Source organism: Shinella sp. GW835-FHT14H05 (genome assembly GCF_058793575.1).
Genome location: NZ_JBXAFY010000006.1, coordinates 41,833 through 68,025 on the forward strand (window position 1 = coordinate 41,833; position 26,193 = coordinate 68,025).

A 26,193-nucleotide genomic window follows, 5' to 3' on the forward strand; every position below is an offset into this window, starting at 1 on the left:
TGCATCGGATGCTCGGCCGGCTGACCGCTCTCTACCGTACGACTGCGGTGCGCCTCTCCGCGGTCTATCTGCTGCTGTTCGCCACCTGCGCGGCCTTCCTCGTCTTCTACGTCTCCTCCATGTCGGAAAACCTGCTGCAGCAGCAGATGCGCGAAGCGGTGGCGCAGGAGACCGAACAGATCGAGCGCGTCTTCGACAACAATGGCATGAACGGCCTGCTGCGCACGCTGGAGCGGCGCTCCCGCCAGCCGGGCGCCAATCTCTACGTCATCGCCAGCCCGACGGGCGAGGTGCTGGCCGGCAACGTGGCCTCGCTGCAACCGGGCGTGCTGGACACCGAGGGCTGGACGGAGACGCCGTTCCGCTACCAGCGCTACCAGGAGGAGGCGCGCGGCAACAACCGCCCCATGGCCTATGCGCAGGTGAGCGTGCTGTCCAACGGGCTTCGCGTTCTCGTCGGCCGCGATCTCGGCGAGCCGGAGAATTTCCGCAACCTGGTGCGCCAGGCGCTGATGGTGGCGCTCGGCGTGATGGGCGTCGGCGCGCTTGCCATCTGGTATCTCATCGGCCGCAATGCGCTCAAACGCATGGACCGGATGTCCGGCGCCAGCCAGCGCATCATGGCCGGCGACCTCTCGCAGCGCCTGCCGACGAGCGGTTCCGGCGATGAATTCGACCGCCTGTCCGAATCGCTCAACACCATGCTCGGCCGCATCGAGAAGCTGAACGAAGGCCTGAAGCAGGTTTCCGACAACATCGCGCACGACCTGAAGACACCGTTGACGCGGCTGCGCAACAAGGCGGAGGCGGCGCTTGCCGGTGGCGAGAAGACCGATCACCGCACGGCGCTGGAGGAGATGATCACCGAATCCGACCAGCTCATCCGCACCTTCAATGCACTGCTGATGATCTCCCGCGTCGAGGCCGGCCAGGCGCCGGCGGAAATGAGCCCCATCGACATCAGCGGCATCGCGCATGACAGCGCCGAACTCTACGAGCCGGTGGCCGAGGATTGCGGGCTGAAGCTCGTGACGGAGATCGCCGACGGCATCGAGATCAAGGGCAACCGCGAACTCGTCGGCCAGGCGCTCGGCAACCTCATCGACAATGCGGTGAAATATGCCGAGGGCAGCGGCGGTGAGCCGGAAATCCGCATTTCGCTTGCGCTGCGGGAGGGCGACGTCGTGCTTGCGGTTTCCGACAGCGGCCCCGGCGTGCCGGAGGAAAAGCGCGACGACGTGGTGAAGCGCTTCGTGCGCCTCGATGCCAGCCGCTCGAAGCCCGGCACCGGCCTCGGCCTGTCGCTCGCGGTCGCCGTCATGGAGATGCATCACGGCCGGCTGGAGCTCGATTCCACCCATCCGGAACGGGAAAACAATCGGGGGCTGACGGTCCGCATGGTTTTCCCCGTCGTTGTGGACTGATACAGCTCTTCGGCAACGAGCGAGCAAAAGCTCTTGCCGAGGAGACATCATGAGCGCAACGGAAACGACGCGGTTTTCCGATCTTTCGACGAGCCCGATCCGGCCCCTGAGCCAGGCGGAGGTCAAGTCGGTGCTCTCCGATCTCAAGGATTGGGGCAAGGACCACGCCGCCATCGCCAAGCTCCTCGGTGAGGACGGCCCGCTCAAGGACTTTATCGTCGCGGCCTTTTCCCTCTCGCCCTATCTGCGCGATACCGCGCGCATCGACCCCGGCCTGCTTGTCCGCGCGCTCGAAGAGCCGATCCTGCCCGCCATCGACGCGGCGATCGATCGTGCGCGAAACGCCTGGCAGCCGGCCGGCGAGGTGACGGAGGCCGTGCTGATGACCCGGCTGCGCGTTGCCAAGCGCGAGGTCGCCTTCCTCACCGCGCTCGCCGACCTTGCCCGGATTTTTGACGCGCGCCGGACGACCGCGCTGCTGACCGACCTTGCGACCGCCGCGACCTCCGCCGCCATCGACCATCTCCTCCTCTCGGCGCATGACAGCGGCAAGCTGAAGCTGCCCGATCCCGCGCATCCGAGCGACAGATCGGGCCTCATCGTGCTCGGCATGGGCAAGCTCGGCGCCTCGGAACTCAACTATTCCTCCGATATTGACCTCGTCATCTTCTTCGATCCGATGGCGGAGATCGCGGTCGATGCGAACGAAGCCGTCGAGACCTTTTCCCGCCTCGTGCGCCGGCTGATCCGCATCATGCAGGAGCGCACCGGCGACGGTTACGTCTTCCGCACCGACCTGCGCCTCCGGCCCGATCCGGGCGCCACGCCGCTCGCCATCTCGGTCGATTCGGCCATGCTCTATTACGAGGGCAGGGGGCAGAACTGGGAGCGCGCCGCCTTCATCAAGGCGCGGCCTATCGCCGGCGACATCAAGGCCGGCGAAGCCTTCCTGAAAGACCTCATCCCCTTCGTCTTCCGCAAATATCTCGACTATGCGGCGATCGCCGACATCCATTCGATCAAGCGGCAGATCCATGTGCACAAGGGCCATGGCGAGATCGCGGTGAAGGGCCATAACGTCAAGCTTGGCCGCGGCGGCATCCGCGAGATCGAGTTTTTCGTGCAGACCCAGCAATTGATCGCCGGCGGCCGCGTGCCGGCGCTGAGGCTGCGCGCCACCGAGCCGATGCTTTCGGAACTCGCGAGGGCCAACTGGATCGACGAGGCGACGGCCGGGGAACTGACCGAAGCCTACTGGTTTCTGCGCGATGTCGAGCACCGCATCCAGATGGTCCGCGACGAGCAGACCCATCTTCTGCCGGAAACGGAAGCCGAGCTGAAGCGCATTGCCTTCATGCTGGGTTTCGCGGACACGGCCGGCTTTTCCGCAAAACTCGTTTCGGTGCTGAAGACCGTCGAGCGGCGTTATGCGGCGCTGTTCGAGCAGGAGGCGAAACTCTCGTCGGAGACCGGCAATCTCGTCTTCACCGGCCAGAAGGACGATCCGGATACGCTGGAAACGCTGAAGCGCCTCGGCTTCGAGCGCCCCGCCGACATTTCCCGCACCATCCGCACCTGGCACTACGGCCGCTACCGCGCCACGCAATCCGTCGAGGCGCGCGAGCGGCTGACGGAGCTGACGCCGCAGCTTCTCAGCGTCTTCGGCGAGAGCAAGCGGGCGGACGAGGCGCTGCTGCGCTTCGACAGTTTCATATCCGGCCTGCCGGCGGGCATCCAGCTCTTCTCGCTGCTCGGCAACAATCCGGCGCTGCTGTCCCTCATCGTCAACATCATGTCGTCGGCGCCGCGGCTTGCCGAGGTGATCGCCGCCAAACCCCATGTCTTCGACGGCATGCTAGATCCGAGTCTGCTCGCCGAGCTGCCGACGCGCGCCTACCTTTCCGAGCGCATCGATGGTTTCGTCTCCGGCGCCCGGCATTACGAGGAAATCCTCGACCGCCTGCGCATCATCGCCGCCGAGCAGCGCTTCCTGATCGGCATCCGGCTCCTGACCGGCGCCATCACCGGCAGGCAGGCCGCCCGCGCCTTGACCCATGTCGCTGACCTCATCGTCGCCGCCGCGCTAAAGGCGGTGCTGGAGGAGATCGAGGCGGCGCATGGCAAATTCCCCGGCGGGCGCGTGGCGCTGGTCGGCATGGGCAAGCTCGGCAGTTTCGAGCTGACCGCCGGCTCCGACATCGACCTCATCCTGCTCTACGACCACGACGCCGACGCGTTCGAATCGGATGGCGCCAAGCCGCTCGACAACATCAAATATTTCACCCGCATCACGCAGCGGCTGATCGCGGCGCTCTCCGCCCCGACGGCAGAAGGCGTGCTCTACGAGGTCGACATGCGGCTGCGCCCCTCCGGCAACAAAGGCCCGGTGGCGACCCGCATCACCTCCTTTGCTAAATACCAGATGGAGGAGGCCTGGACCTGGGAGCACATGGCGCTGACGCGCGCCCGCGTGCTGTCGGGGGACGAGAGCCTTGCGGCAGAGGCGCAGGCGATTTTCGGCTCCGTGCTCGGGCGCAAGCGCGAGGTCGGCAAGATCGCCAAGGACGTCGCCGAAATGCGAACACTCATCGATCAGGAAAAGCCGCCGAAGGACATCTGGGACCTGAAGCTCATTGCCGGCGGGCTGATCGACATCGAGTTCATCGCCCAGTTCCTGGCGCTCGTCGCGCCGGCGAAGGGCGCGCCCCAGCCGGACAAGGTGCTGCCGACGGCCGATGCGCTGGCGCTGCTCGGTGCCGAAATGATGGACCCGAACGACCTCGACACGGTGCAAAAGGCGCTGACGCTCTACACGGAGATCTCGCAGATCGTACGTCTCTGCATCGACGGCGGTTTCGACCCCAAGGAGGCCCCCGCCGGCCTTATCGACCTCGTCTGCCGCGCCGGCGACTGCCCCGACCTGCGCACGCTGGAAGCCGAAATCCGGCGGCTGTCCAAGGCAGTGCGCAAGATTTTCCAGGCGACGGTCAAGGGCTGACCGTCGCGGTCTTCACGCCGCCACGAGATGCAGCGCCGCCAGCCGTTCCCGGTCGGGGATGCGCACGGAGATGATCGTGCCCTTGCCTTCCAGCGAGCGGATGCGCATGGCGCCGCCGTGCAGGTGGGCGAGGGAGCGGGAGATGGCGAGGCCGAGGCCGGAGCCGCCCTTGCTCTTGGCGTATTGGCTCTGCACCTGCTCGAAGGGCTGGCCGATCTTCTGGAGGGCGGATTTCGGGATGCCGATGCCGGTATCGGCGATGGTGAGCGTCACCGCGCCATCCACCCGGCGCGCCCGCACTTCCACCTCGCCGCCGGCATTGGTGAACTTCATGGCGTTCGACAGCAGGTTCAGCAGGATCTGCTTCATGGCGCGCCGATCGGCGACCGTCAGCAGGTTGTCCGGATAGGCCTGACGCACCTGGATCTGCTTCTTCTCGGCCTGCAACATGGTGAGGCGCAGGGTCTCCTCGATCAGCGGCGCCAGGTCGATCGTCTCGCAGCTGACGCGCATATGGCCGGCCTCGATCTTCGACATGTCGAGGATATCGCTGATGACGTTCAAAAGGTGCTTGCCGCTCTCGTGGATGTCGCGGGAATATTCGCGGTACTTGTCCGAGCCGATCGGGCCGAACATCTGGTTTTGCAGGATTTCGGAAAAGCCGAGGATGGCGTTGAGCGGCGTGCGCAGCTCATGCGACATGTTGGCGAGGAATTCGGACTTGGCGCGGTTCGCCGCCTCGGCGCGCTCCTTTTCCGCCTGGTAATTGGCATTGGCGACGGAGAGTTCCGACTTCTGCCGCTCCAGCTTGGCGCGCGAGGCCGAAAGGTCGCCGATGGTGGCCATCAGCCGGCGCTCGGACTCGCGCAGGCGCACCTGGTGGCGCTTCATCATGGTGATGTCGGTGCCGACGGAGACGAGGCCGCCGTCGCGGGTGCGCCGCTCGTTGATCTGCAGCCAGCGCTCGTCGGCAAGCTGCACTTCGCTGGTCTGCGAGGCGCCGGTGCCGTCCGCATCGGCGATGCGCCGTTCGATGACCGGGCGGGCGGCCGCGGCATGCACCGCCGCGCGCTCGGTGCCGGGCACCAGCACGTCGTCGGGAAGGCCGTAGGCCTGCTGGTAATGCGCATTGCACATGACGAGCCGGTCGCTCTTGTCCCACAGAACAAAGGCCTCAGAGGTACATTCGATGGCGTCGGCAAGACGCTGGTCGGCTTCCTGGTAACGCTGGGCGAGCCGGTGCTGCTCGGTCACGTCCATGGCGATGCCGATCATATGCATGCGGCCGGATGCCATGCGGATGAGCTGGGCGCGCGCGCGCAGCCACACATAATGCCCCTCGGCATGGCGCATGCGAAACACCTGGTCGACCTGCTTGGCCTCGCCACGGGCGACCGCACGCGCGACCTGGTAGATGCCGTCGTCGTCGGGGTGCATCAGGCGCGCCGCATCGCCGAAGGACAGCACGCTGTCGCGCGCCGGCATGCCGAGCATCTCGTACATCGAGCGCGACCAGAACAGCCGCCGGCTGGTGAGGTCAAAATCCCACAGGCCGCAGCGGCCGCGGGCAAGCGCCGTCTCGACGCGCAGGTTGGATTCCGCGAAGATCGCATCCGCATCGCGGGCGCGCTTCGCCTGGATATAGTAGGCGTAGAGAATGACGAGCAGGATCGCCGAAATGCCGGAGAACAGCGTGACGTTTAGCGCCACCTCGTCGCGCCAGAACACCGCGAGCTGCCCGAGCGGGTTGGCGACGATGATGAAGCCGCCCTTCTTGGGCATCTGCACGAGCGAGGCGTAATATTCCTCGCCGCCGATGCGGGCGCGGAACACACCGGCCTGCTCGCCGAAATACTGGCTGGCCGCAAGCTCGGGCGAGAAGCGCGCGAGCGATTGGCCGACATACTGCGCCGCCGCAAGCGAGGCGCCGAAGACATGCCCCTTCTCCTCGACGAAGAGCACCAGCCCGCCGGGCTGCATGCGGTCCTGCGGCAGGTTGAGGGTGAGCGCCGCCTCGACCGCCATGCGGTCGGACTTCGCCAGGCTGTCGGCCATGCGGCCGGAGAAGACGGCGCCGACGGCCAGCGCCGTCAGCGAGGTCGTGTCGCGTACGCTCGTGTCCATCCGGTCGTGCTCGACCAGGATGCCGACCATGCGAGAGATGGCCACCACGAACAGGAAGGCGATGATCAGGATCGGTATCGACCGCTTCAGCACGGGCTCGGCCCGTGTCAGATGCCGTGCGGCAGGTCCGGCGAATATCTTCGCCTGTCCCGTCAGTTCATCTTCCCAGGCCGCCATTCCCGGAAATTTGAGACGAGTCCACCCGCCGGCTGCGCGTCCTCGTTGCGCGTCCGCCATAGTCTTAAACCTTGTACCTTTTCGTGATTCGGCGCGCCGCTCGCCCGAATCTACCCTAATGAATCAATTGTGATTCCGCTTGTCCAGAGGAAAGGGTTAAAGTTTTTTAACCATTTCTTATGGTTGGGATTTTGCATTTGCCGAAACGGGCTCGGCTGCGATCTGTCGGCGCGGACCTGCCTCCGTCTCCTTCCATTCCTTCAGCATTGCCGCGCGCCGGCGCGGAGAACGTTCCTCAAGCATGGCGAGCGCCAGCATGCGTTCTGTGCGAAAATGCCGGTAGCCCTGCCGCGATTCGCACCAGGCAACCAGCATCCGCGTGTCCTCGAAATAGCCGAGCGCCACCGGCCAGATGGTTCGTTCCGAAAGCGCGCCGACACTGTCGGCATAGGAGAGCCGCAGCTTCCGCTCCCGCCGGATCGCCGTGCGGATCAGGGCGAGATCGACGATTTCGCTGTCGACGATGCGCCGCGGCCCGACCAGCAGCGCCGTATTCTCCAGCTCCTCGCGCAGTTCCGCCGGCAGCACCGCGGAAATCTTGGCAAGCGCGTCCGTCGCGGCCTTCGTCACGGGGGCGTCGGCGAATTTCTGCACCCAGCGGAAACCGAGCATCAAGGCTTCCAGTTCGCCCTGCGAGAACATCAGGGGCGGGAGCATGAAGCCGGGGCGCAGGATGTAGCCCACGCCGGGTTCCCCCTCGATATCGGCACCCTGCGCCTGTAGCGAGGCGATGTCGCGGTAGAGCGTCCGGATGCTGATGCCGAGTTCGCCGGCAAGCGTGGCGCCACTCACCGCATGGCGGTGGCGTCTCAGGACCTGGAGGAGAGCGAGCAGTCTTTCGGATCGGGCCATGGCAACATACTGCCAGTTTTTGGCAGCGGTGTCGCCTAAAGATCATCCCGTCAACGCAAACAAAGGACGATCCCCATGACGGCTCCCAATCTCCTCATTCTCTACGTCGAAGACGCGGCAGCGAGCGGCCTGTTTTACGAAAAGCTGTTTGCCCATGCGCCGGTGGCGCAGTCTCCGGGCTTTGTCGCATTCCGGTTCGAGAACGGCCTCGGCCTCGGCCTGTGGTCGACCAGTTCCTCGGAATTCGTCTCCTCGGGCACCGGTCACCGCAGCGAAATCGCCATCGTCGCGGAAGACAATGCGTCCATCGACCGGCTTCACGATGAATGGCGCGCGGCCGATGTCGCGATCGAGCAGCCGCCGTTCAACGCGGTCTTCGGCCGCACCTTCGTCGCGCTCGATCCGGATGGCCACCGCATCCGCGTCTGCCCGCCGGCCAACTAAGAGAAGGGCTAACCCTTCAGCATGCGCTCCACGATGTCCGACACGTCAGATGACAGCTTTTCGCCTGCGGCAATGCTGCGCAGCGCGTTGCGGGCGTGGTCGGAGCGCACTTCCTCTAGCGCGCGCCAGGAGCGCATGGATGTGAGGATGCGGGCGGCGAGCTGCGGGTTCTTCGGGTCGATTTCCAGAATCTGCTCGGCGAGGAACCGGTAGCCGGCGCCGTCCGCCCGGTTGAAGCCGGTCGGGTTGGAGAAGGCGAAGGTGCCGACGAGCGCGCGCATGCGGTTCGGGTTCGTCTTGTTGAAAAGCGGGCTTTCCATCAGCGCCTTGACGCGCTCCAGCGCACCATCGCCCGGAATGGTCGACTGGATGGAGAACCACTTGTCGATGACCAGAGCATTGTCGGCAAAACGCGCGCGGAAGGTTTCGAGCGCCGCCGCCGTCTCCGGCGCATCCGGGAAGCGGTGGGCGAGCACGGTAAGGGCTGCGCTGAGGTCCGTCATATTGTCGGCCGCCGCGAAAGCTTCCATGGCGCGGGCCGGCGTGCCGTCGGCGACGGCGAGATAGGCAAGTGCCGCATTGCGCAGCGCCCGGTGGCCGGCGCCTTCCGCATCCGGCGTGAAGGCACCTTCGATGCGGTGGCGCTCGAAGAGGTCTGCGAAGACGGCCGGATCGCGGTTCGCCACGAAGGCGAGCACGGCCTCGCGGCCGGTGCGGATGGCGTCGGGATCGTTGTTGCTGCCGAGCTCGCGCGCGATGTCGGATTCCGATGGCAGCGCCAGGGCCTGTGCCCGGAAGGCGGGCTCCAGCGTCTCATCGCCGGCAATGGCGATCAGCGTGTCGGCAAGAACCGGGTTCGTCTCGACCGACGCGCCGGCGCGCGCCTTGCGTGCCGCGTCCACGAGGTTCGGAAGCGCCAGGTCGTTCAGCGCCTGCCAGCGGGCGAAGAGATCGCTGTCATGGCGTGCGATATGGGCGAGGTCGGCCGGGGCCTGCTCGAAATGCAGGTTGATCGGTGCCGAAAAACTGCGGTTGAGCGAAACGACCGGACGCGAGGTAACGCCGGAGAAGGTCACCGTCTGGCGGCGCTCCTTCAAATGCAGCACGTCGCCGGTCACCTTGGCGCCGCTGGTGGCGGGCGTCGCCTCCGAGCCGTCGGCCGAGATCAGGCCGAAGCGCAGCGGAATGTGCATCGGCTCTTTCGTGCTCTGGCCGGGCGTCGGCGGGATCATCTGTTCCAGCGACAGCGTGAATTCGCCCTTGCCCTGGTCGTAGCTCGAAGAGACGCTGACCAGCGGCGTGCCGGCCTGATGGTACCAGAGCGAGAACTGCGTGAGGTCGACGCCGTTCGCCTCCTCGAAGCATTTGACGAAATCCTCGATCGTCGCGGCATCGCCGTCATGACGCTCGAAATAGAGGTCCGTGCCCTTCTTGAAGCCGTCCCGGCCGACGATGGTCGCGATCATGCGCGTCACCTCGGAGCCCTTTTCGTAGACGGTCGTCGTATAGAAGTTGTTGATTTCGCGGTATTTCGTCGGGCGCACCGGATGGGCCAGCGGACCGGCATCCTCGGGGAACTGCTCCGACTTCAGGTGCCGCACTTCCGCGATGCGCTTGACCGCGCGCGAGCGCTGGTCGGCGGAGAATTCGTGGTCGCGATAGACCGTCAGGCCTTCCTTGAGGCAGAGCTGGAACCAGTCGCGGCAGGTGACGCGGTTGCCGGTCCAGTTGTGGAAATATTCGTGCGCGATGATCGCTTCTATATTCGCATAGTCCTGGTCGGTCGCGATTTCCGGGTCGGCGAGCACGTATTTGTCGTTGAAGACGTTGAGCCCCTTGTTCTCCATGGCGCCCATGTTGAAGTCGGAGACGGCGACGATCATGAAGATGTCGAGGTCGTATTCGCGGCCGAACACCTCCTCGTCCCACTTCATCGAGCGCTTCAGCGCATCCATGGCATAGGCCGCGCGCGGCTCCTTGCCGTGCTCGACATAGATCTTCAGCGTGACCTCGCGGCCGGACAGCGTGGTGAACGTGTCTTCCACGACGCCGAGATCGCCGGCAACCAGCGCGAAGAGGTACGAAGGCTTGGGATGCGGATCGAACCAGGCGGCGAAATGTTTGCCTTCGCCGTAACTGGCGCCGCCCAAAAAGTTGCCGTTGGACAAGAGCAACGGGCAGCTCGCCTTGTCGGCGATGATGTTGACCGTATAGACGGCCAGCACGTCCGGCCGATCGGGGAAATAGGTGATGCGGCGGAAACCTTCCGCTTCGCACTGGGTGCAGTAGACGCCGTTCGTGCGGTAGAGGCCCATCAGCTGGGTGTTGGCCTCCGGATTGATCATCGTGGTGATGGTGATCTCGAAGGGTTCCGTCGCCGGCAGGTCGCGGATCGTCAGGCTATCCGGCGTCGCATCGTAGCGTGCGGCATCGAGCTCCATCTGGTCGAAGAGCAGGCCGGTCATGACGAGCTCGTCGCCGTCGAGAACCAGTGGTGCGGCAAGATCGGCGCCTTCGCGGCGATGGAAGATCAGCCGCGCCTCGACCTTGGTCTCCGTCGGATCCAGTTCGAAGGTCAAATCGACGCGCTCGAGAACAAAGTCGGTCTGGCGATAATCTGCCAGATGAATGATCCGGCCGTTCTCTGTCCGCATGGATATGTCCTGCATTTTTGCCGTCCGGCCCGTAAAGTTCTGTGCAACGCTACGGGCTACAAGGACGGTCTGCCCCCAGTTCCATGGATAGATATGCTTATTCGCTTAACATCTCATTTCCAGCCGACCCCCATTCACAATTTTGTGCCTTGTTGGCACAGAAGGTCCGACTGGCGCCTGATAGCCAGGTTCCGATCAAAAATATCCGCGACGCATCACCAGAATTGATCCCATCCGGCGGTCAATCCCGCTAGACTTGCAATCCTCTGTATCGGTTCTCCGGTCTCTCTCAACGCCTGATGCCACGGCCAGCCGGTCGTGACGAGTTCCCCATGGACATGCCATATCCAAACCCCATGCGGGGGATTTTCCTCAAGGTTACCTCCGTGGTGATCTTTCTCTGCATGTCCACGCTCATCAAGGCGGCCGGCAAGGATCTTCCGGCCGGGCAGGTCACCTTCCTGCGCTCCAGCTTCGCCATGGTGCCGATCATCGTCTTCCTTGCGGCACAAGGCCAGTTGCGCGGCGCGTTTCGCACCAACGACATTTTCGGCCATTTCAAGCGCGGCATTATCGGCATCCTGTCCATGGGCTTCGGCTTCTATGGCCTCGTGCACCTGCCGCTGCCGGAATCGATCGCGCTCGGTTATGCGCTGCCGCTCGTCACCGTGGTCATCGCCGCCGTCTTCCTCAAGGAGAAGGTCGGCATCTACCGCTGGTCGGCCGTTCTCGTTGGGCTGGTGGGTGTGGCCATCATCAGCTGGCCGCGCCTGACGCTGTTTCGCGATGGCGGCTTCGGCTCGTCGGAGGCGATGGGTGCGCTGGCCATGCTGGCCTTCGCCGTGCTCGGCTCGATCGCCATGGTGCTGGTGCGCAAGCTGGTGCAGACCGAACGCACGCCGACCATCGTGCTCTATTTCTCGCTGTTCGCGTCGATCTTCTCGCTCGGCACGCTGCCATTCGGCTGGGCCGAGCTGAGCTGGCAGGCGCTCGGCCTGATGGCGCTTGCCGGCTTCTGCGGCGGCATCGCGCAGATCATGCTGACGCAGAGCTATCGTTATGCGGATGTCTCGACGATCGCGCCGTTCGAATATACCTCGATCGTGCTTGGCCTGATCATCGGCTATTTCCTATTCGGCGACGTGCCGACCGGAACCATGCTGACCGGCACCGCCATCGTCGTCGTCGCCGGCATCTTCGTCATCCTGCGCGAGCACCAGCTCGACCTGAAGCGCCGTGCGGCGCTGAAACACCAGACCCCTCAGGGCTGACGCCAGTCCGGCGTGGTCGTGTCCTCTAGGCGCTCCTCCGTCACCGCATCCGGCTGGAGAGCGCCCGCTGCGGCATCCGCACCCAGAGGCTGCGCGGTCATCGCCTGGAAATCCGTCTTGGCGACAAGACCGTCATTCGCCTCGCGCCGGCTGATGCGCCAGGCGGCATAGGCGCAATAGAGCAGGAAGTAGACCGCCAGCACGACGAAGAGGGCGCCCGGTCCGAAGCGATCCATGATCGGCCCGACCATAAGCGGCCCGGAAATCGTGCCGAAGCCGTAGACGATCATCATGCCGGAAGAGACCTCGACATATTCGTCCGGCTGCGCGCGGTCGTTGGCATGCGCGACATTCAGCGCATAGATCGGGAAGATGACCGAGCCGACGAAGGCGGCGACGATGTAGAGCAGCACCGGCGACCCGCCGGCGACGAACGCCATGGCAAGGCAGGACAGCGTGCCGACAAGGCCGCAGGCGACCATGACGAGGCGGCGGTCCATGCGGTCCGAGGCGCGGCCGATCGGGATCTGCGCGATGGCGCTGCCGAGCAGCACGCAGGCGAGCAGCGTGGCGCCCTCTGCCGTCGAAAGGCCGATGCGCTGCGTGAACACACCGCCGAGATTGAGCCAGGCGCCGGAGAGCGCACCGGCAAGAAAGGCACCGACGACGGCGACGGGCGAGCGCCGGTAGAGCTTTGCTACGTCGAACCGCGCCTGCGTCGGCGGTGCGGGCAGCGGCGAGGAGGTGAGCGCCGTCGGCAGCAGCGCGACGGAGAAGATGATGCCGCACAGAATGAAGAGCGAGGTGTTGGACGGGTCGCCGAGCGGCACCAGATATTGCCCGCCGATCGTGCCGACCATCGTGGTGATCAGGTAGACGGAAAAGATCGAGCCACGGTTCTCGTTGGTCACCCGCTCGTTCAGCCAGCTTTCGATGATGAGATAGCTGCCGGAAATGGCAAAACCCGACATGGCACGAAACAGCATCCAGGCGCGCCAGTCGACCACAAGCGCGCAGAGCAGGATACCGATGGCGAGCAGCGTGATCAGCGCCACGAAGACGCGCACATGGCCGACAAGCAGCACGAATTTCGGCGTGACGATGCAGGAGAGCGTGAAACCGATCGTGTAGCCGGTGGCGATCATCGAGATGGTTTGAGTCGACCATCCCTCCGCGACCGCGCGCACCGGCACGACATAACTTTGCAGCCCGAAGGCCACCATCATCAGCAGGGTGGACAGCATCAGGCTGAGAATGGAGACGAGGCTCGCCAGCATGGGGGCTCCGCAGGAGTGGCGCCGCGCGGCGCGTTCAATGTGCGAGTGTCGCTCTATTGCGGACGCGTTGCGCTGTCCACTGCGACAGCGGCTGACGTAAAAAACAGGAAGATCGTCGGTAGGGTTCAGGAGGGGAGCGAATTCCCGGCACGGTTGTGCTAAAGGGAGCTGTCGAGGCGAAAATCTCGGCGCAATGAAAGGAGGTGAGACGATTGAAAATCCGGCTTACGCTGACGATCAGGTTCAGGACTTGGCGGTTCACCCTGACCATCAGCTAAGAAAACGGAGATCGGGCTTCGGCCCGGTCTCCACCGGAGGAAAGTCGTCTCACCTCCTCACGAGGGAAACATTACCATAGCGCCGGTGGCTTTCAAAGCCATGGCCGGCCGTCAGTTGGGCAGGAAGGCCTTGAGCGGGTCGCGGCGCTGCGCCGCATCGCGCGGCAGCGAGGCCAGCACGGAATATTCCCGGGCGGCATTCACGGCGGCGCGGATGTCGGCAATGTCGGACATCAACTTGCGAAAGGCGGCCATGGTTTGCTCCTGGGTTCGGGTTGCATCGGGCGGCGCCGTCTGGCGCAGCACCCGCGTATCAGCGCTGGATGAACTCGGAGAAGAGCTGAACGGGGCGGTTGATGCGGGCGAAGCCGGTGGCCGTGAGCTGCTCGTTGGCCGGGGCAGCGATGCCGCCGAAACCATGGCCGGCACGAAGACCGGAGTGGCGGAGCGTCTCGAAGCTCGAATGGATGGGCCGAAAGCGGGCGGCGGTCATAGGTCTGTTCCTTAAATCCTGTCCTCCCGTGCTCTTATATTGCGCCGCAACATGAATTTTGCAATGCGACATTCTGCCCGGCAGATATGTGCAATTCGCATGGCTGCTGAAACAATTTGTTCATGCTTGAGGCAGAATCGCGACCCATTGTGGGGCAGCCCGCAAGCGTCGAGCGCCAAGTCATTGAAAAGACTGAGGGAGGCCGGTCGCCTAGCCGCTGAGCCCTGCACGAAAAGCGAGCAGATCCTGCCAGGCAAGGCGCTTGCTGATCGGCGCTGTCGCCAGATCTTGGGGGTGAAGCGTCGCAAAAGCCGGGATATTTCGGCCGGAAATCGTGATCTCCCGCCATTCGCCGCGCAATTGATGGATCGTATCGTTAGAGCGGAACAGGAATCGCGCGGCAAAATTGCCGAGCACGAGCAGGTGATTCGGCTCGGCCAGCGCGATCTGCCGCTCGATGAAGGGGCGGCAGATATCCGCCTCGCGTTGCGACGGCGGCCGGTTGCCTGGCGGGCGCCAGGGCACGACATTGGTGATGAGCAGGTCGGCGCGGGCAAGCCCGATGCCGCCGAGCATGCGGTCGAGCATCGCGCCCTGCCGCCCGGAGAACGGCTGGCCGTCGCGGTCGTCCTCGGCATTCGGCATGGCGCCGATCACCATGACCGCGGGTTTGGCCTTGCCCTCGGCGAAGACGAGGCAGCGGGCGCTGGTCTTGAGGTTGCAGCCGTTGAAGGCCTCCATCGCGGTGCGCAACTCATCGAGCGAGCGAGCGCTGCCGGCGGCAAGCTCGGCTTCGGCCACCGCCTGGCCGTCCGGGATCGCCACATTCGTCAGGGGGGCGGGGGCCGCAGGCCGCGGCTGCTCCTGCCGCGCGGGCGCCTGCCGGGCCGGCGCTTGCGGCACAGGGGCCGCCTCCCGCTGCGGGACTACGCCGCGCGCCGCGCGCATCGCCTCGAATTCGGCGATGCGATCGACCGCCTCTTCTTCCAGCAGCCATTCCACGCCCGCATCCGCATAGAAATGCAGGAGCGATCGCAGCTGGTCGGGGTTGAGGTCTCGCGCGGTGTTCATGCCCTGCACTTTAGCGAAGCGAACCCGGCGAGGAAAGCGCCGCGCTCACGCCGCCCATTCGGCGACGTCGTTGCTTTCGCCGATCAGCGCCAGGCCATGGGCGATGGAGAGCAGTTCGCCGCCGCTCTCGATCTTAGCTTCATCAAAACGGTGGGTGAAGATGCGCCGCACGGCCGGCACGAAGGATGTGCCGCCGGTGAGAAACACCTTGTCGATGCCATCAGGCGCCGTGTTGGTCTTCTCCAGCACCTCGTCGAGCGCGCCTTCGATGCGGGCGAGGTCCGGCGCAATCCAGTCTTCGAAATCGGCGCGTTTCACCGTCTTGTGGCCGGCGCTGCCGAGCGGCGGGAAATGGAATTCCGCCTCGTCGGCGCCGGAAAGTGCCATCTTGGTCGCCGAAATCGCCTGGTAAAGCGGGTAGCCCTCGTCATGCTCGACAAGGTCGATGAAGAGCTCCAGCTTTTCCGGCTCGATCGCCGAGCGGACCAGCGACTTGAGATCGGTGAACTCGCGCGTCGTCTTGAAGATCGACAGCTGGTTCCAGCGGGCGAAGTTGGCGTAGTAGCCGGAGGGCACTTCCAGGAGCTTGTCGAAGCTCTTGAAATAGGTGCCCTTGCCGATTTCCGGCGCCACGAGATGGCTGATCATGCGCGAATCGAAATGGTCGCCCGCAATGCCGACGCCCGAATGGCCGATCGGCGTTGCCGACAACTGGCCGGCCTTGCGCTCGAAGCGGATCAGCGAATAGTCCGTCGTGCCGCCGCCGAAGTCGGCGACCAGCACGGTGGCATCGCTCTTCAGCGTCTGCGCGAAATAATAGGCGGCCGCGACGGGCTCGTAGACATAGTGGATTTCCGGAAAGCCGAGCCGCGTCAGCGCCGCATTGTAGCGTTCGAGCGCCAGCGCCGGGTCCGGGCTTGCGCCGGCGAACTGCACCGGCCGCCCGGCGATCACCCGCGACACGTCGCCCGGCCATTCGTCGCCCGCATAGGTTTTCAGCCGGCGCAGGAAGATTTCCATCAGGTCGTCGAAGGCGTGCCGGCGTGCGAAGATCAGCGTGCCCTGGAACAGCGCGCTCGCCGCAAAGGTCTTGATCGACTGCAGGAAGCGGCAATCGCCGGGATTGTCGATGAACTGGCGGATCGCCGCCTGTCCCGCCTCGACCTTCAGCGCCTGGGCGCCGACCACCGGGTCCTTCATGAAGGAGAGCGCCGTGCGCATCGTGTCGGTGACGCCGACGCTGCTGGTGAAGGTCATCGACTGCGTGTCGCTGCCGCCCGTCGAAAGCGCCATGACCGTGTTCGTGGTGCCGAAATCAAGCCCGAGTGCCCGTGCCATCGCCGTGCCCCTATGATCGTCGAATTGTCTTGAAGCGAGGCGTGAAGCCCGCGCGCGAAAAGGGCGCGTCAGCGCGCGCCCGGAATTGGGAGAGGCGCCAGATGGCACAGGCCGGCGCCGATGGCAAGCGCTTAGGACCAATCGACATTCAGTCCATGCCGGCCTGCAAATGGCGATCTTCCGCGCTTCCGGTGCTCACGTACCGAAAGTACGCTGTGCTCCGGATCACGGAAACTCACCATTTTCGGCACGGCCTGAACTGAATGGCGATTGGTCCTAGACCGAGCGCGCCGCGCCGCCATCGCAGCGAACGAGGCTGCCGGTGACGTAGCTTGCCGGCGCGCTGCACAGGAAGGCGGCGGTGGCGGCGAATTCTTCCACGGTGCCGTAGCGCCGGGCGGGAATGGCCTTTTCCGAGGCTGCACTCACCTCGTCGACGCTCTTGCCGCTGCGCTCCGCGGCGGCTGCGTCCAGGCTCCTCAAGCGGTCGGTCATGATGCTGCCGGGCAGCAGCATGTTGCTGGTGATGCCGTATTGCGCAACTTCGCTCGCCAGCGTCTTCGACCAGCCGGCAAGCGCCGGGCGCAGCGTGTTGGAAAGCGCGAGGCCGGAGATCGGCTCGATGACGCCGGAGGAGGCGACCGTCAGGATGCGGCCCCACCCTTGCTGCTTCATGCCGGGCAGCAGCCGGTTGGTGAGGGTGATGATCCTCAGCACCATGGAATTGAAGTAGGTGGCGAGTTTTTCCTCGCTCATGTCCTCGGTCGAGCCCGGCGTCGGTCCGCCGGAATTGTTGACGAGGATGTCGACGCCGCCGAGCTTTTCGGCGACGCCCTTTACGATGGTCTCGACGAAATTGTCCTCGCCGAGATCCGCCTGCACCCAGTCCGCGCGGCCAAAACCTTCCGCATTGATCGCGTCACAATTCGCCTGGAGTGTCTCGGCGCTGCGGCCGCAGAGCAGCACATGCGCGCCCTCGCGGGCGAGCGCTACGGCGATGCCCTTTCCGAGGCCGCGGGAGGAGGCGAGGATGAGGGCGCGTTTGCCGGCGATGCCGAGATCCATGGTAATGTCCTTTGTTTCAGTCGGCGCGGTAGGGCACCTTGCCCGGATTGAACAGGTTTTTCGGGTCGAGCGCCGCCTTGATCGCCTGCGCCACGGCGCGGCGGGCGGGGTTGCCATAGGTGAGATAGGCACGGCGCTTCTCGGTTCCCACCCCGTGTTCGGCGGAAAAGCTGCCGCCGAATTCCGCAACGCCGGTATAGACCGCATCCTCGATCGGCGCTTTGACCGCGGCAGCCGTGACGCCCTCGCCGATGACGGAAAGGTGCAGGTTGCCGTCGGCGATATGGCCATAGACATAGGCGTCGAAGCCGGGGTCGACGGCCTTCAGCCGCGCCCGCAGGCCCGTGACATAATCATCGAGCGAGCCGGGCGGCACGGAGACGTCGTAAGAAGGGGCGGACGGAAAATGCCGGTACATGAAATCGCCGTCCTCGCGCAGCGCCCAGAAGCGGCGCGCCTGGTCGAGCGAGGCGGCGACGATGCCGCTCGTCAGCCCGTGTTCCTCCCAGAGGCCGGCAAGACCCTCTTCCAGCGCCTCGCGCGCCTGCTCTTCGCTTTCGGCGGAAACCTCCATCAGCAGGATTGCCGGCGTGTCATCCTCTAGCCAGCCGAGATCAAAATCCTTGTCGCCCGCGCTGTCGCGCAGGTAGCGCTGCCACATCAGTTCCGCGCCTTCGAGCTGCATGGCAGGCTGCGCGCGGAAATGGGCGATGAGGGCAAGTGCGGAGGTCGCATCGCGCAGGCCGACGAGCGCCGTGGCGCGCATCGGGTTGAAACTTTCGAGCTTCAGCACGGCACGGGTGACGAAGCCGTAGGCACCCTCCGAGCCGATGAGGAGCTGCTTGATATCCGGCCCGGCGCTCACCTTCAGCACGCGCGTCAGGTCGCTGAACAGCGTGCCGTCCGGCATGATGGCCTCGATGCCGAGCACCTGGTGGCGCATCACGCCGTTGCGGAAGGCGAGGATGCCGCCGGCATTGGTGGCGATCATGCCGCCGATCGTGGCGCTGCCGCGCGCCGCAAGGTCGATGCCGGGAATGAGGCCGACCTCAGCCGTCGCCTCCTGAAGCGCCTGCAAGGTGACGCCGGCGCCGACGGTGACGGTGCGGGCGAGGGGATCGATCGCCTCGATGCGGTTGAGCCGCGCTGTGGAGAGAATCAGTTCGCCCGGCCGGCTGATGCCGCCGCCGACAAGCCCGGTGCGGCCACCCTGCGGCACGATCGGCACGTCGTTTTCGAGGCACCAGCGCACCACCGCGGCAGCCGCTTCGGGCGTTGCCGGTTCCGCCAGGGCGCCTGCGCCAAAATTGTCGCGATGTTCGCCGGGATGCCGGTTTGCCAGCCGCTCGCTTCCGACAAGGTGAAGATCCTCGCCGAAATCGTTCAAGTCGCGTTGCAGCGATCGGATAATCTCGGTCATGGCACGGATCCCTCTGGCCTGGTGGCTGGCCGCAAATGCCTAGTCGGATGGTGATCCGGAATCAAGCGAGCACGGGCGCGCGGGAGCGACAATCGATTGACGTTTACGTTAAAGTCAATAAACTTCCGGCCCTGTCATGAAGTCATGCGCAAATGCAGGGAAAGTCTGTCGCAGAACGGCTCGACAAGGCTTGCGTCATTTGCCATGACAGGTGCCGACATGAGGCCGACCCGAGGGAATACCGTGGCTTTTGATGGGTTGCGGGGTGGAGAAGACGGATGAGCGAAGAAATGGAACTCCCCGAACGCGAGAGCATGGAATTCGACGTTGTGATCGTCGGCGCAGGCCCGGCGGGCCTGGCAGCGGCGATCCGGCTGAAGCAGGTCAATCCTGACCTCACCGTCGTCGTGCTCGAAAAGGGCTCGGAAGTCGGCGCGCACATTCTTTCCGGCGCGGTCGTCGATCCGATCGGCATCGACCGCCTGCTGCCCGATTGGCGCAAGGATGACAGCCATCCCTTCAAGACCGAAGTGACGGACGACCATTTCCTGCTGCTCGGCCCGGCCGGCTCCGTGCGCCTGCCGAATTTCGCCATGCCGCCGCTGATGAACAACCACGGCAACTACATCGTCTCGCTCGGCAATGTCTGTCGGTGGCTGGCGACGAAGGCGGAAGAACTCGGCGTCGAGATCTATCCGGGCTTTGCCGCCACCGAAGTGCTCTACAATGACCAGGGTGCCGTGATCGGTGTGGCCACCGGCGACATGGGCATCGAACGCAACGGCGAGCCCGGCCCGAACTATACCCGCGGCATGGAGCTGCTCGGCAAGTACACGCTGATCGGCGAAGGCGTGCGCGGCTCGCTCGCCAAGCAGCTCATTTCCAAATTCGATCTCCAGAAGGATCGCGAACCCCAGAAGTTCGGCATCGGCCTGAAGGAACTCTGGCAGGTCAAGCCGGAGAACCACAGGCCCGGCCTCGTGCAGCACTCCTTCGGCTGGCCGCTCGGCATGAAGACCGGCGGCGGTTCCTTCCTCTATCACCTGGAAGACAACCTCGTCGCCGTCGGCTTCGTGGTGCACCTCAACTACAAGAACCCCTATCTCTTCCCCTTCGAGGAATTCCAGCGCTTCAAGACGCATCCGGCCATTCGCGGCACCTTCGAGGGCGGCAAGCGGCTCTCCTATGGCGCGCGCGCCATCACCGAGGGCGGTTACCAGTCGGTGCCGAAGCTGTCATTCCCCGGCGGCGCGCTGATCGGCTGCTCGGCCGGCTTCGTCAACGTGCCGCGCATCAAGGGCAGCCACAATGCGGTGCTGTCGGGCATCCTCGCCGCCGAAAAGCTGGCGGATGCCATCGCCCATGGCCGCGCCAATGACGAGCCGATCGAGATCGAACAGGGCTGGCGCGACAGCGCCATCGGCTCGGACCTGCGCAAGGTCAGGAACGTCAAGCCGCTGTGGTCGAAGCTCGGCACGGCGCTGGGCGTCGCACTCGGCGGCCTCGACATGTGGACGAACACGCTGTTCGGCGGCTCGATCTTCGGCACGCTGAAACACGGCAAGACGGACGCGCAGTCGCTCGAACCGGCGGCAAAACACAAGCGCATCGACTATCCGAAGCCGGATGGCGTGCTGACCTTCGACCGCCTCTCCTCGGTGTTCCTGTCGAACACCAACCACGAGGAAGACCAGCCGGTTCACCTGCAGGTGAAGAACCCGGAGTTGCAGAAGACCTCGGAACTCGACGTCTATGCCGGCCCGTCCACCCGCTACTGTCCCGCCGGGGTCTACGAATGGGTCGAAAAGGACGGCAAGGACGTCTTCGTCATCAACGCGCAGAACTGCGTGCACTGCAAGACCTGCGACATCAAGGACCCCAACCAGAACATCAACTGGGTGCCGCCGCAGGGTGGTGAGGGGCCGGTTTATCCCAATATGTAATGTCCCGGAGGTGGCAGCTTCAAGTTGCCGCCTCTGCCTGTATAATCCCTCCTGAACCGGGCAGGGAACCGACATGCAAGCCAAACCGGCATCCGGGACGACCAGGCGGAGATGGCGCGGCGGCGTGCTCGCCATCGTCGGGGCCGTCTTTCTCGTGGTGGGCGTGCTGGCTGCCTGGGGGCTCTGGTCGGTCCATGCGATCTACCGCGATATGGCTGCCTCCGGCCGCACCGTCGAGGCCGAGATGACGGGCTTCGAGACCGCGTGGCTCGGAAGCCGCGCCAGCCGCCGTGAAGTCTATTACCCGATCCTGGAATTCGCGGCAGCCGACGGCCAGCTAATCAGGACCACCTCCTACACCTCCATCGATCCCGCCGACTACAAGCCTGCCGGCCGGCTGGCGGTCGTGCATTCGGCGGCCGACCCAGAGCTTGCCATGCCGGTCACGGCGCTCGCGGCCTGGCCGGATGCCGCGGCCTTTGCGATCGGCGCCTTCAGCTTGTTCTGCCTCGCAGTGGGCGGCGTCCTGCTTCGCGCCGGCCTGTCGCGATCGTGATTTTTGGCCAAATTTCCGCCACGCACCTTAACATCGCCTGCAACCGCAGCGCGCCGCTTAACCGTCGATTAACCATAACCGCATAATTCTCAGCCCCGAGGATCATATATTCAAGGGGCTTTAACCATGTCGATTTCCCGCCGCGGATTTTTGCTCGGCGCATCCGCATTGCTCGCCGGCTGCGCGACGAACGGAGGCAGCGACCGCGCCAATTACGGCGACCGCCTGGACGAGCAGCACCCGCTGAAGGCGATGCCGCTCGACAAGATCAAGCCGGAGCTTCGCCGCCAGGAAGTCGCCTATGACACCCGTCATGCGGCCGGCACCGTCGTCGTCGATACGCCGGAACGCCGCCTCTATTACGTGCTCGGCAATGGCCGGGCGATGCGCTACGGCATCGGCGTCGGGCGCCAGGGCTATTCGCTTGCCGGTGGCGCCATCATTGGCCGCAAGGCGGAATGGCCGACCTGGACGCCGACGCCGAACATGATCCGCCGCGACCCCGGCAAGAACCTGAAATATGCCGGCGGCGTGCCCGGCGGCCTCAACAACCCGCTCGGCGCGCGCGCCATTTACCTCTACCAGGGCGGCAACGACACCATGTTCCGCATCCACGGCACCAACCAGCCTTGGTCGATCGGTCAGGCCATGTCGAGCGGCTGCGTGCGCATGCTCAACCATGACGTGATCGATCTTTACCAGCGCGTGGCGGTCGGCGGCCGCGTGCATGTGATCCAGGGTCGCCGCGAGGCCTGATCTTGCCCCATGTCGCAACTGGAGCAGGCCGGCACATGCCGGCCTTTTCGTTTTGCGGTTTGAAAAAGCTGAATTGTATCATACCATTGCCCGCGTGATCCCCGACCCGGACAAAGTCGGGCGGGTCTCGAAGAATTGACCCCTCCATGACGCATAGAGGTCAATGGCAGACGCATTCGTACCGGCATTCGACCGCGTAGCTGCAAAAGTCGAGGATGCGGTATCGTGAACATGCAGGGCTTTCGGCCGGCCTGTCCACGATAGCCCGCAGAAGATCACGGGCCCGGCGCCGGCGGTGCAGCGGGCCCTTGTCGGCACAATGACACCGCCGAAAATGAGGGAACGGATATGAAACATCTTCTTGCTTCCACCTGCCTCGTCGCTGGCTTGCTTGCCATGACGGGTGCGGCGCGCGCCGAATGCGGCGACGTGACCATCGCCAGCATGAACTGGCAGAGCGCCGAGGTTCTCGCCGCACTCGACAAGTTCATCCTCACCGAGGGTTACGGCTGCAACGCCGAAGTCATCGTCGGCGACACCGTGCCGACCATCACCTCGATGATCGAGAAGGGCGAGCCGGATCTGGCGCCGGAAGGCTGGGTCGACCTGCTGCCGGACGTCGTCAACCGCGGCATCGAGGAAGGCAAGCTGATCGGCGCGGCGACCGCGCTGTCCGATGGCGCCGTGCAGGGCTGGTGGGTGCCGAAATACATCGTCGACGCCAACCCGGAGATCAAGACGATCGAGGACGCACTGAAGCATCCGGAACTGTTCCCGGATCCGGAAGACAAGGCCAAGGGTTCCGTGCACAACGGCCCGCAGGGCTGGGGCGGCACGGTCGTGACCGGCCAGCTCTACAAGGCCTATGGCGGCGAAGGCGCGAACTTCACGCTGGTCGACACGGGTTCGGCTGCCGGCCTCGACGGCTCGATCGCCAAGGCCTACGAGCGCAAGGAAGGCTGGGTCGGCTATTACTGGGCGCCGACGGCCCTCCTCGGCAAGTACGAGATGGTGAAGCTCGAGCACGGCGTTCCCTACGACGCCGCCGAATGGAAGCGCTGCAACACGGTCGCCGATTGCGCTGACCCGAAGAAGAACGACTGGCCGAAGGACAAGGTCCAGACGCTGGTGACGAAGACCTTCTCCGAGCGCGCCGGCGCCGATGTCATGGGCTACCTGAACAAGCGTTCGTGGAGCAACGACACGGTCAACAAGCTGATGGCCTGGATGACCGACAACCAGGCGAGCGGCGACGATGGCGCCAAGCACTTCCTGGAAGAGAACGAAGCCCTCTGGAAGGACTGGGTCTCGCCGGAAGCCGCCGAAAAGATCAAGGCCGCTCTCTGATCACGCCATCGGGCGGCGCGTCCTCGGGCGCGCCGCCCTTCGTTTTAGCGCATGCCGTTGGCGCAAATCGATGCGCACATCCCGGCGACATGCATCAGGGTTGGCTTAAAGACCGGCACAGATTGGTCAAAGCCGGAAGGGGTTCGATATGGAATGGTTCACGAAATTTCCCACGATGGACGCGGACACCCTTCGCGACCTCAAGAAACTGATCGATGAGGGTTTTCGCGGCTTCACCCGCGCCTATGGCGACGGCATCGAATCGATCTTCGAGCCGCTGCAGCACTTTCTCATCTGGTCCGAGCGCTTCATGACGCGCACGCCCTGGCCGATCATCCTTCTCCTGATCGCGCTCGTCGCCTGGTTCGCCAGCCGCAACTGGAAGATCGTCGCCGGCGCGGTCGGCACGCTGCTTCTCATCGGCTATTTCGACATGTGGGACGACACGATGAAGACCATCTCGATGATCTTCGTCTGCACGGTGCTTTCCATCGTCATCGGCATACCGATCGGCATCCTGATGTCGCGCTCCAATCGGGTGCAGAACGTGGTCAACCCGATCCTCGACGTCATGCAGACCATGCCGAGCTTCGTCTACCTCATCCCGGTCGTCATGCTGCTTGGCATCGGCAAGGTGCCGGGCCTCATCGCGGTGGTCATCTACGCCATCCCGCCGATGATCCGCCTGACCAATCTCGGCATCCGCCTCGTCGACAAGGATGTGCTGGAGGCCGCCGACGCCTTCGGTTCGTCGAACTGGCAGAAGCTGAAGAACGTGCAGATGCCGCTGGCACTTCCCACCATCATGGCCGGCATCAACCAGACGATCATGATGGCGCTCGCCATGGTGGTCATCGCCTCGATGATCGGCGTGCAGGGCCTCGGCCAACCGGTGCTGAAGGCGATCTCCAACCAGTACTTCACCCTCGGCATCTTCAACGGCCTCGCCATCGTCGGCATCGCGATCATCTTCGACCGCGTCAGCCAGGCCTTCGGCAAGCGCCTGCAAAAACACCGCGAGATCATCCACGGCTGATTCGCGCGGACGCGAAAAAGGGCGCCCCGGTGACAAGCCGCGGGCGCCCTTTTTGTTTGGATCTCAGTGCTTGCGCGAGAACAAGCCGGTCGAAAGCACCACGCCCGCGCCGACCACCAGCGCCGCGGTTATTTCCGCCGCACCAAAGCTTTCGCCGAGGAAGACCGCGCCGCCGAGTGTCGCCAGCACCGGCGTGATGGCGGTGAAGGCGGCGGCCTGGCTGCCGCCGAGCGCCCGGATGGCGGTGCCATAGGCGAAGGTGGCGATGAGGCCGGAGAGGATGCCCTGGCTGGTGACCTGGAGCGCGAGGTCGGAGAGCAAGGCCTGGCCGAGATGCGTGCCGTAGATGGCGGCGAGCACGAGATGGATCAGGAACGACCAGATGGCGATGAGCGCGGCACCCTCCAGCGCGCTAAGGCCCGAGCGGCGGAAGGCATGGGTGAAGCCGGCCCAGAGCACGGCGCCGAGCGGCAGGAGCAGGAAGCCGGTCATCGTCATGCCGCTCTTCTGCAGGCTGGCGGCGAGCAGGATGACGACGCCGGCAACGATGGCGGCAAGGCCGGCAAGGCGCATGCGATCCGGCCGCTCGCCGAAGAGCACGATGCCAATGACGGCGGTCGCCAGCGGCATGGAGCCGCCGAGCAGGATGCCGCCCGGTGCGGCGGGCGTCACATGCAGCGCCGCGGCCGTCACCTGGAAGAACAGTGCGCCGGCCCCCGCCACCATGACGACGACGAGTTTCAGCGGCACGCCCTTCGGCACGAGCCCGGTCTTCAGCCAGATCGGCGCCAGCAGGATGGCCGGCACGCCGTAGCGGATGAGGCCGATATCGACGGTGCCGAGCGGCGTTGCCGCGGTGTGGCGCGTCGCCAGCACCCAGGTCGCCCAGATCAGCACCGTGACGACCGCGCCGGCATAACCGGCGACCTGCGGATTGGATTTTCCTTCGGACGAAAGCGAGATCATGGCCATGGCGACGTTCCTTCCCGGCGTTGGCGCAATTCATGGCCAGACTCTAGCGCCGGAGGTCGGGGCATGTCCTTGCGACTTATGCCCCTTGGAATGTACAATGCGCAGGATCATACCAAAATCGGCGGGGAAAGTTTCGGAAAATGCCAAATCTCGATAAATTCGATATCGCCATCCTGAAGGTGCTTCAGGAGGATGCACGCGCGACCAATGTCGAAATCGCCGAGCGGGTGAACCTCTCGCCGTCGCCGTGCCTGCGCCGCATCCGCAACCTGGAAAAATCCGGCGTACTGCGTGGCTACCGCGCCGATATCGACCGCAAGGAGGTCGGCCTCGGCCTCACCGTCTTCGTCGAGATCAAGGTGGGGCGGCACAGCAAGGAAAACGCCATGGCCCAGCAGGAGGCGCTGCTCGCCATTCCCGAAGTGGTGTCGTGCTTCCTGATTTCCGGCAATGCCGATTTCCTGGCGGAGGTGGTGGTCGAGGACCTCTCGGCCTACGAGCGGCTCCTGACCGAAACGCTGCTCGCCATGCCCGGCGTCACCGACATCCGCTCGAATTTCGCGATCCGCAGCATCAAGACCGGCGGCCCCCTGAAGCTTCCGTCGCTCTGACGCGGAAAACCGCCCCGACGAGAGGC

General features: G+C 64.7%; 21 protein-coding genes. 10 read left to right on the forward strand and 11 right to left on the reverse strand.

Annotated features, from left to right (window positions below; translation table 11 throughout):
• The first annotated feature begins 8 nt into the window (after positions 1-8).
• Positions 9-1,424 (forward strand): sensor histidine kinase, encoded by a 1,416-nt coding sequence (locus AC1Q6Z_RS18805; protein WP_492649042.1) that lies wholly within the window; start codon positions 9-11, stop codon positions 1,422-1,424.
• A gap of 49 nt (positions 1,425-1,473) precedes the next feature.
• Positions 1,474-4,422 carry a bifunctional [glutamine synthetase] adenylyltransferase/[glutamine synthetase]-adenylyl-L-tyrosine phosphorylase gene (locus tag AC1Q6Z_RS18810; protein WP_492648861.1) on the forward strand — a complete coding sequence of 983 codons (2,949 nt, stop codon included), beginning with the start codon at positions 1,474-1,476 and terminating at the stop codon, positions 4,420-4,422.
• A 12-nt stretch (positions 4,423-4,434) separates the two neighbouring features.
• On the opposite strand, the gene AC1Q6Z_RS18815 is transcribed toward AC1Q6Z_RS18810, so the two are convergent.
• Positions 4,435-6,783: a PAS domain-containing sensor histidine kinase gene (locus AC1Q6Z_RS18815; protein ID WP_256120868.1), complete on the reverse strand. Its 2,349-nt coding sequence runs from the start codon at positions 6,781-6,783 to the stop codon at positions 4,435-4,437.
• Positions 6,784-6,900: 117 nt separating this feature from the next.
• Complete coding sequence (locus AC1Q6Z_RS18820; protein WP_492648862.1) at positions 6,901-7,635, reverse strand: helix-turn-helix transcriptional regulator; 735 nt, start codon at positions 7,633-7,635, stop codon at positions 6,901-6,903.
• 75 nt (positions 7,636-7,710) lie between these two features.
• Here AC1Q6Z_RS18820 and AC1Q6Z_RS18825 point away from each other — a divergent pair, with 75 nt between their 5' ends.
• A complete protein-coding gene (locus AC1Q6Z_RS18825; RefSeq protein ID WP_256120870.1) occupies positions 7,711-8,079 on the forward strand; it encodes a VOC family protein in 369 nt (122 codons plus the stop codon).
• Positions 8,080-8,087: 8 nt separating this feature from the next.
• Here AC1Q6Z_RS18825 and pepN read toward each other — a convergent pair whose 3' ends face one another.
• Complete coding sequence (gene pepN, locus AC1Q6Z_RS18830) at positions 8,088-10,733, reverse strand: aminopeptidase N (protein WP_492648863.1); 2,646 nt, start codon at positions 10,731-10,733, stop codon at positions 8,088-8,090.
• Positions 10,734-11,065: 332 nt separating this feature from the next.
• Between pepN and AC1Q6Z_RS18835 the strand changes: the two genes are divergently transcribed.
• Positions 11,066-12,004, forward strand: coding sequence for a DMT family transporter (locus AC1Q6Z_RS18835; protein WP_492648864.1), 939 nt, complete (start codon positions 11,066-11,068; stop codon positions 12,002-12,004).
• Here the strand turns inward: AC1Q6Z_RS18835 and AC1Q6Z_RS18840 are convergent.
• The 7 genes from AC1Q6Z_RS18840 to AC1Q6Z_RS18870 form a co-directional block, all read right to left on the reverse strand.
• A complete protein-coding gene (locus tag AC1Q6Z_RS18840) occupies positions 11,995-13,281 on the reverse strand; it encodes an MFS transporter (protein ID WP_492648865.1) in 1,287 nt (428 codons plus the stop codon). The two genes, AC1Q6Z_RS18835 and AC1Q6Z_RS18840, sit on opposite strands and share 10 nt — an antisense overlap.
• 389 nt (positions 13,282-13,670) lie before the next feature.
• Positions 13,671-13,814 carry a hypothetical protein gene (locus AC1Q6Z_RS18845; RefSeq protein WP_256120874.1) on the reverse strand — a complete coding sequence of 48 codons (144 nt, stop codon included), beginning with the start codon at positions 13,812-13,814 and terminating at the stop codon, positions 13,671-13,673.
• A gap of 58 nt (positions 13,815-13,872) precedes the next feature.
• Positions 13,873-14,052 (reverse strand): hypothetical protein, encoded by a 180-nt coding sequence (locus AC1Q6Z_RS18850; RefSeq protein WP_256120875.1) that lies wholly within the window; start codon positions 14,050-14,052, stop codon positions 13,873-13,875.
• 210 nt (positions 14,053-14,262) lie between these two features.
• The gene (locus AC1Q6Z_RS18855) at positions 14,263-15,123 is read right to left on the reverse strand and encodes a uracil-DNA glycosylase family protein (protein ID WP_492648866.1); all 861 of its coding nucleotides are present in this window, start codon (positions 15,121-15,123) and stop codon (positions 14,263-14,265) included.
• Positions 15,124-15,168: 45 nt separating this feature from the next.
• Positions 15,169-16,461 carry an Hsp70 family protein gene (locus AC1Q6Z_RS18860; RefSeq protein ID WP_492648867.1) on the reverse strand — a complete coding sequence of 431 codons (1,293 nt, stop codon included), beginning with the start codon at positions 16,459-16,461 and terminating at the stop codon, positions 15,169-15,171.
• A 276-nt stretch (positions 16,462-16,737) separates the two neighbouring features.
• Positions 16,738-17,526 (reverse strand): SDR family oxidoreductase, encoded by a 789-nt coding sequence (locus AC1Q6Z_RS18865; RefSeq protein WP_492648868.1) that lies wholly within the window; start codon positions 17,524-17,526, stop codon positions 16,738-16,740.
• Positions 17,527-17,542: 16 nt separating this feature from the next.
• A complete protein-coding gene (locus tag AC1Q6Z_RS18870; protein ID WP_492648869.1) occupies positions 17,543-18,946 on the reverse strand; it encodes an FAD-binding oxidoreductase in 1,404 nt (467 codons plus the stop codon).
• Between the two features lie 278 nt (positions 18,947-19,224).
• Between AC1Q6Z_RS18870 and AC1Q6Z_RS18875 the strand changes: the two genes are divergently transcribed.
• The 5 genes from AC1Q6Z_RS18875 (at position 19,225) to AC1Q6Z_RS18895 (ending at position 24,584) form a co-directional block, all read left to right on the forward strand.
• Positions 19,225-20,889: an electron transfer flavoprotein-ubiquinone oxidoreductase gene (locus AC1Q6Z_RS18875; protein WP_256120881.1), complete on the forward strand. Its 1,665-nt coding sequence runs from the start codon at positions 19,225-19,227 to the stop codon at positions 20,887-20,889.
• Positions 20,890-20,962: 73 nt separating this feature from the next.
• Positions 20,963-21,445: a DUF3592 domain-containing protein gene (locus tag AC1Q6Z_RS18880; protein ID WP_492648870.1), complete on the forward strand. Its 483-nt coding sequence runs from the start codon at positions 20,963-20,965 to the stop codon at positions 21,443-21,445.
• A gap of 126 nt (positions 21,446-21,571) precedes the next feature.
• Entirely contained in the window at positions 21,572-22,201 is a 630-nt protein-coding gene (locus AC1Q6Z_RS18885) for a L,D-transpeptidase family protein (RefSeq protein WP_492648871.1), read from the forward strand.
• 348 nt (positions 22,202-22,549) lie between these two features.
• Complete coding sequence (locus AC1Q6Z_RS18890; protein ID WP_439618374.1) at positions 22,550-23,548, forward strand: ABC transporter substrate-binding protein; 999 nt, start codon at positions 22,550-22,552, stop codon at positions 23,546-23,548.
• A gap of 148 nt (positions 23,549-23,696) precedes the next feature.
• A complete protein-coding gene (locus AC1Q6Z_RS18895) occupies positions 23,697-24,584 on the forward strand; it encodes an ABC transporter permease (RefSeq protein ID WP_256120885.1) in 888 nt (295 codons plus the stop codon).
• Positions 24,585-24,647: 63 nt separating this feature from the next.
• On the opposite strand, the gene AC1Q6Z_RS18900 is transcribed toward AC1Q6Z_RS18895, so the two are convergent.
• Positions 24,648-25,556 carry a DMT family transporter gene (locus AC1Q6Z_RS18900; protein WP_492648872.1) on the reverse strand — a complete coding sequence of 303 codons (909 nt, stop codon included), beginning with the start codon at positions 25,554-25,556 and terminating at the stop codon, positions 24,648-24,650.
• Between the two features lie 140 nt (positions 25,557-25,696).
• On the opposite strand from AC1Q6Z_RS18900, the gene AC1Q6Z_RS18905 reads away from it, so the two are divergent.
• Complete coding sequence (locus AC1Q6Z_RS18905; RefSeq protein WP_023517247.1) at positions 25,697-26,167, forward strand: Lrp/AsnC family transcriptional regulator; 471 nt, start codon at positions 25,697-25,699, stop codon at positions 26,165-26,167.
• Positions 26,168-26,193 lie beyond the last annotated feature (26 nt).

Bases quoted from the DNA above. Each gene is read 5' to 3' on its own strand.
- AC1Q6Z_RS18805 (WP_492649042.1), top strand. From the start codon at position 9: ATGCTCGGCCGGCTGACCGCTCTCTACCGTACGACTGCGGTGCGCCTC.
- AC1Q6Z_RS18810 (WP_492648861.1), top strand. From the start codon at position 1,474: ATGAGCGCAACGGAAACGACGCGGTTTTCCGATCTTTCGACGAGCCCG.
- AC1Q6Z_RS18815 (WP_256120868.1), bottom strand. From the start codon at position 6,783: ATGGCGGACGCGCAACGAGGACGCGCAGCCGGCGGGTGGACTCGTCTC.
- AC1Q6Z_RS18820 (WP_492648862.1), bottom strand. From the start codon at position 7,635: ATGGCCCGATCCGAAAGACTGCTCGCTCTCCTCCAGGTCCTGAGACGC.
- AC1Q6Z_RS18825 (WP_256120870.1), top strand. From the start codon at position 7,711: ATGACGGCTCCCAATCTCCTCATTCTCTACGTCGAAGACGCGGCAGCG.
- pepN (WP_492648863.1), bottom strand. From the start codon at position 10,733: ATGCGGACAGAGAACGGCCGGATCATTCATCTGGCAGATTATCGCCAG.
- AC1Q6Z_RS18835 (WP_492648864.1), top strand. From the start codon at position 11,066: ATGGACATGCCATATCCAAACCCCATGCGGGGGATTTTCCTCAAGGTT.
- AC1Q6Z_RS18840 (WP_492648865.1), bottom strand. From the start codon at position 13,281: ATGCTGGCGAGCCTCGTCTCCATTCTCAGCCTGATGCTGTCCACCCTG.
- AC1Q6Z_RS18845 (WP_256120874.1), bottom strand. From the start codon at position 13,814: ATGGCCGCCTTTCGCAAGTTGATGTCCGACATTGCCGACATCCGCGCC.
- AC1Q6Z_RS18850 (WP_256120875.1), bottom strand. From the start codon at position 14,052: ATGACCGCCGCCCGCTTTCGGCCCATCCATTCGAGCTTCGAGACGCTC.
- AC1Q6Z_RS18855 (WP_492648866.1), bottom strand. From the start codon at position 15,123: ATGAACACCGCGCGAGACCTCAACCCCGACCAGCTGCGATCGCTCCTG.
- AC1Q6Z_RS18860 (WP_492648867.1), bottom strand. From the start codon at position 16,461: ATGGCACGGGCACTCGGGCTTGATTTCGGCACCACGAACACGGTCATG.
- AC1Q6Z_RS18865 (WP_492648868.1), bottom strand. From the start codon at position 17,526: ATGGATCTCGGCATCGCCGGCAAACGCGCCCTCATCCTCGCCTCCTCC.
- AC1Q6Z_RS18870 (WP_492648869.1), bottom strand. From the start codon at position 18,946: ATGACCGAGATTATCCGATCGCTGCAACGCGACTTGAACGATTTCGGC.
- AC1Q6Z_RS18875 (WP_256120881.1), top strand. From the start codon at position 19,225: ATGAGCGAAGAAATGGAACTCCCCGAACGCGAGAGCATGGAATTCGAC.
- AC1Q6Z_RS18880 (WP_492648870.1), top strand. From the start codon at position 20,963: ATGCAAGCCAAACCGGCATCCGGGACGACCAGGCGGAGATGGCGCGGC.
- AC1Q6Z_RS18885 (WP_492648871.1), top strand. From the start codon at position 21,572: ATGTCGATTTCCCGCCGCGGATTTTTGCTCGGCGCATCCGCATTGCTC.
- AC1Q6Z_RS18890 (WP_439618374.1), top strand. From the start codon at position 22,550: ATGAAACATCTTCTTGCTTCCACCTGCCTCGTCGCTGGCTTGCTTGCC.
- AC1Q6Z_RS18895 (WP_256120885.1), top strand. From the start codon at position 23,697: ATGGAATGGTTCACGAAATTTCCCACGATGGACGCGGACACCCTTCGC.
- AC1Q6Z_RS18900 (WP_492648872.1), bottom strand. From the start codon at position 25,556: ATGGCCATGATCTCGCTTTCGTCCGAAGGAAAATCCAATCCGCAGGTC.
- AC1Q6Z_RS18905 (WP_023517247.1), top strand. From the start codon at position 25,697: ATGCCAAATCTCGATAAATTCGATATCGCCATCCTGAAGGTGCTTCAG.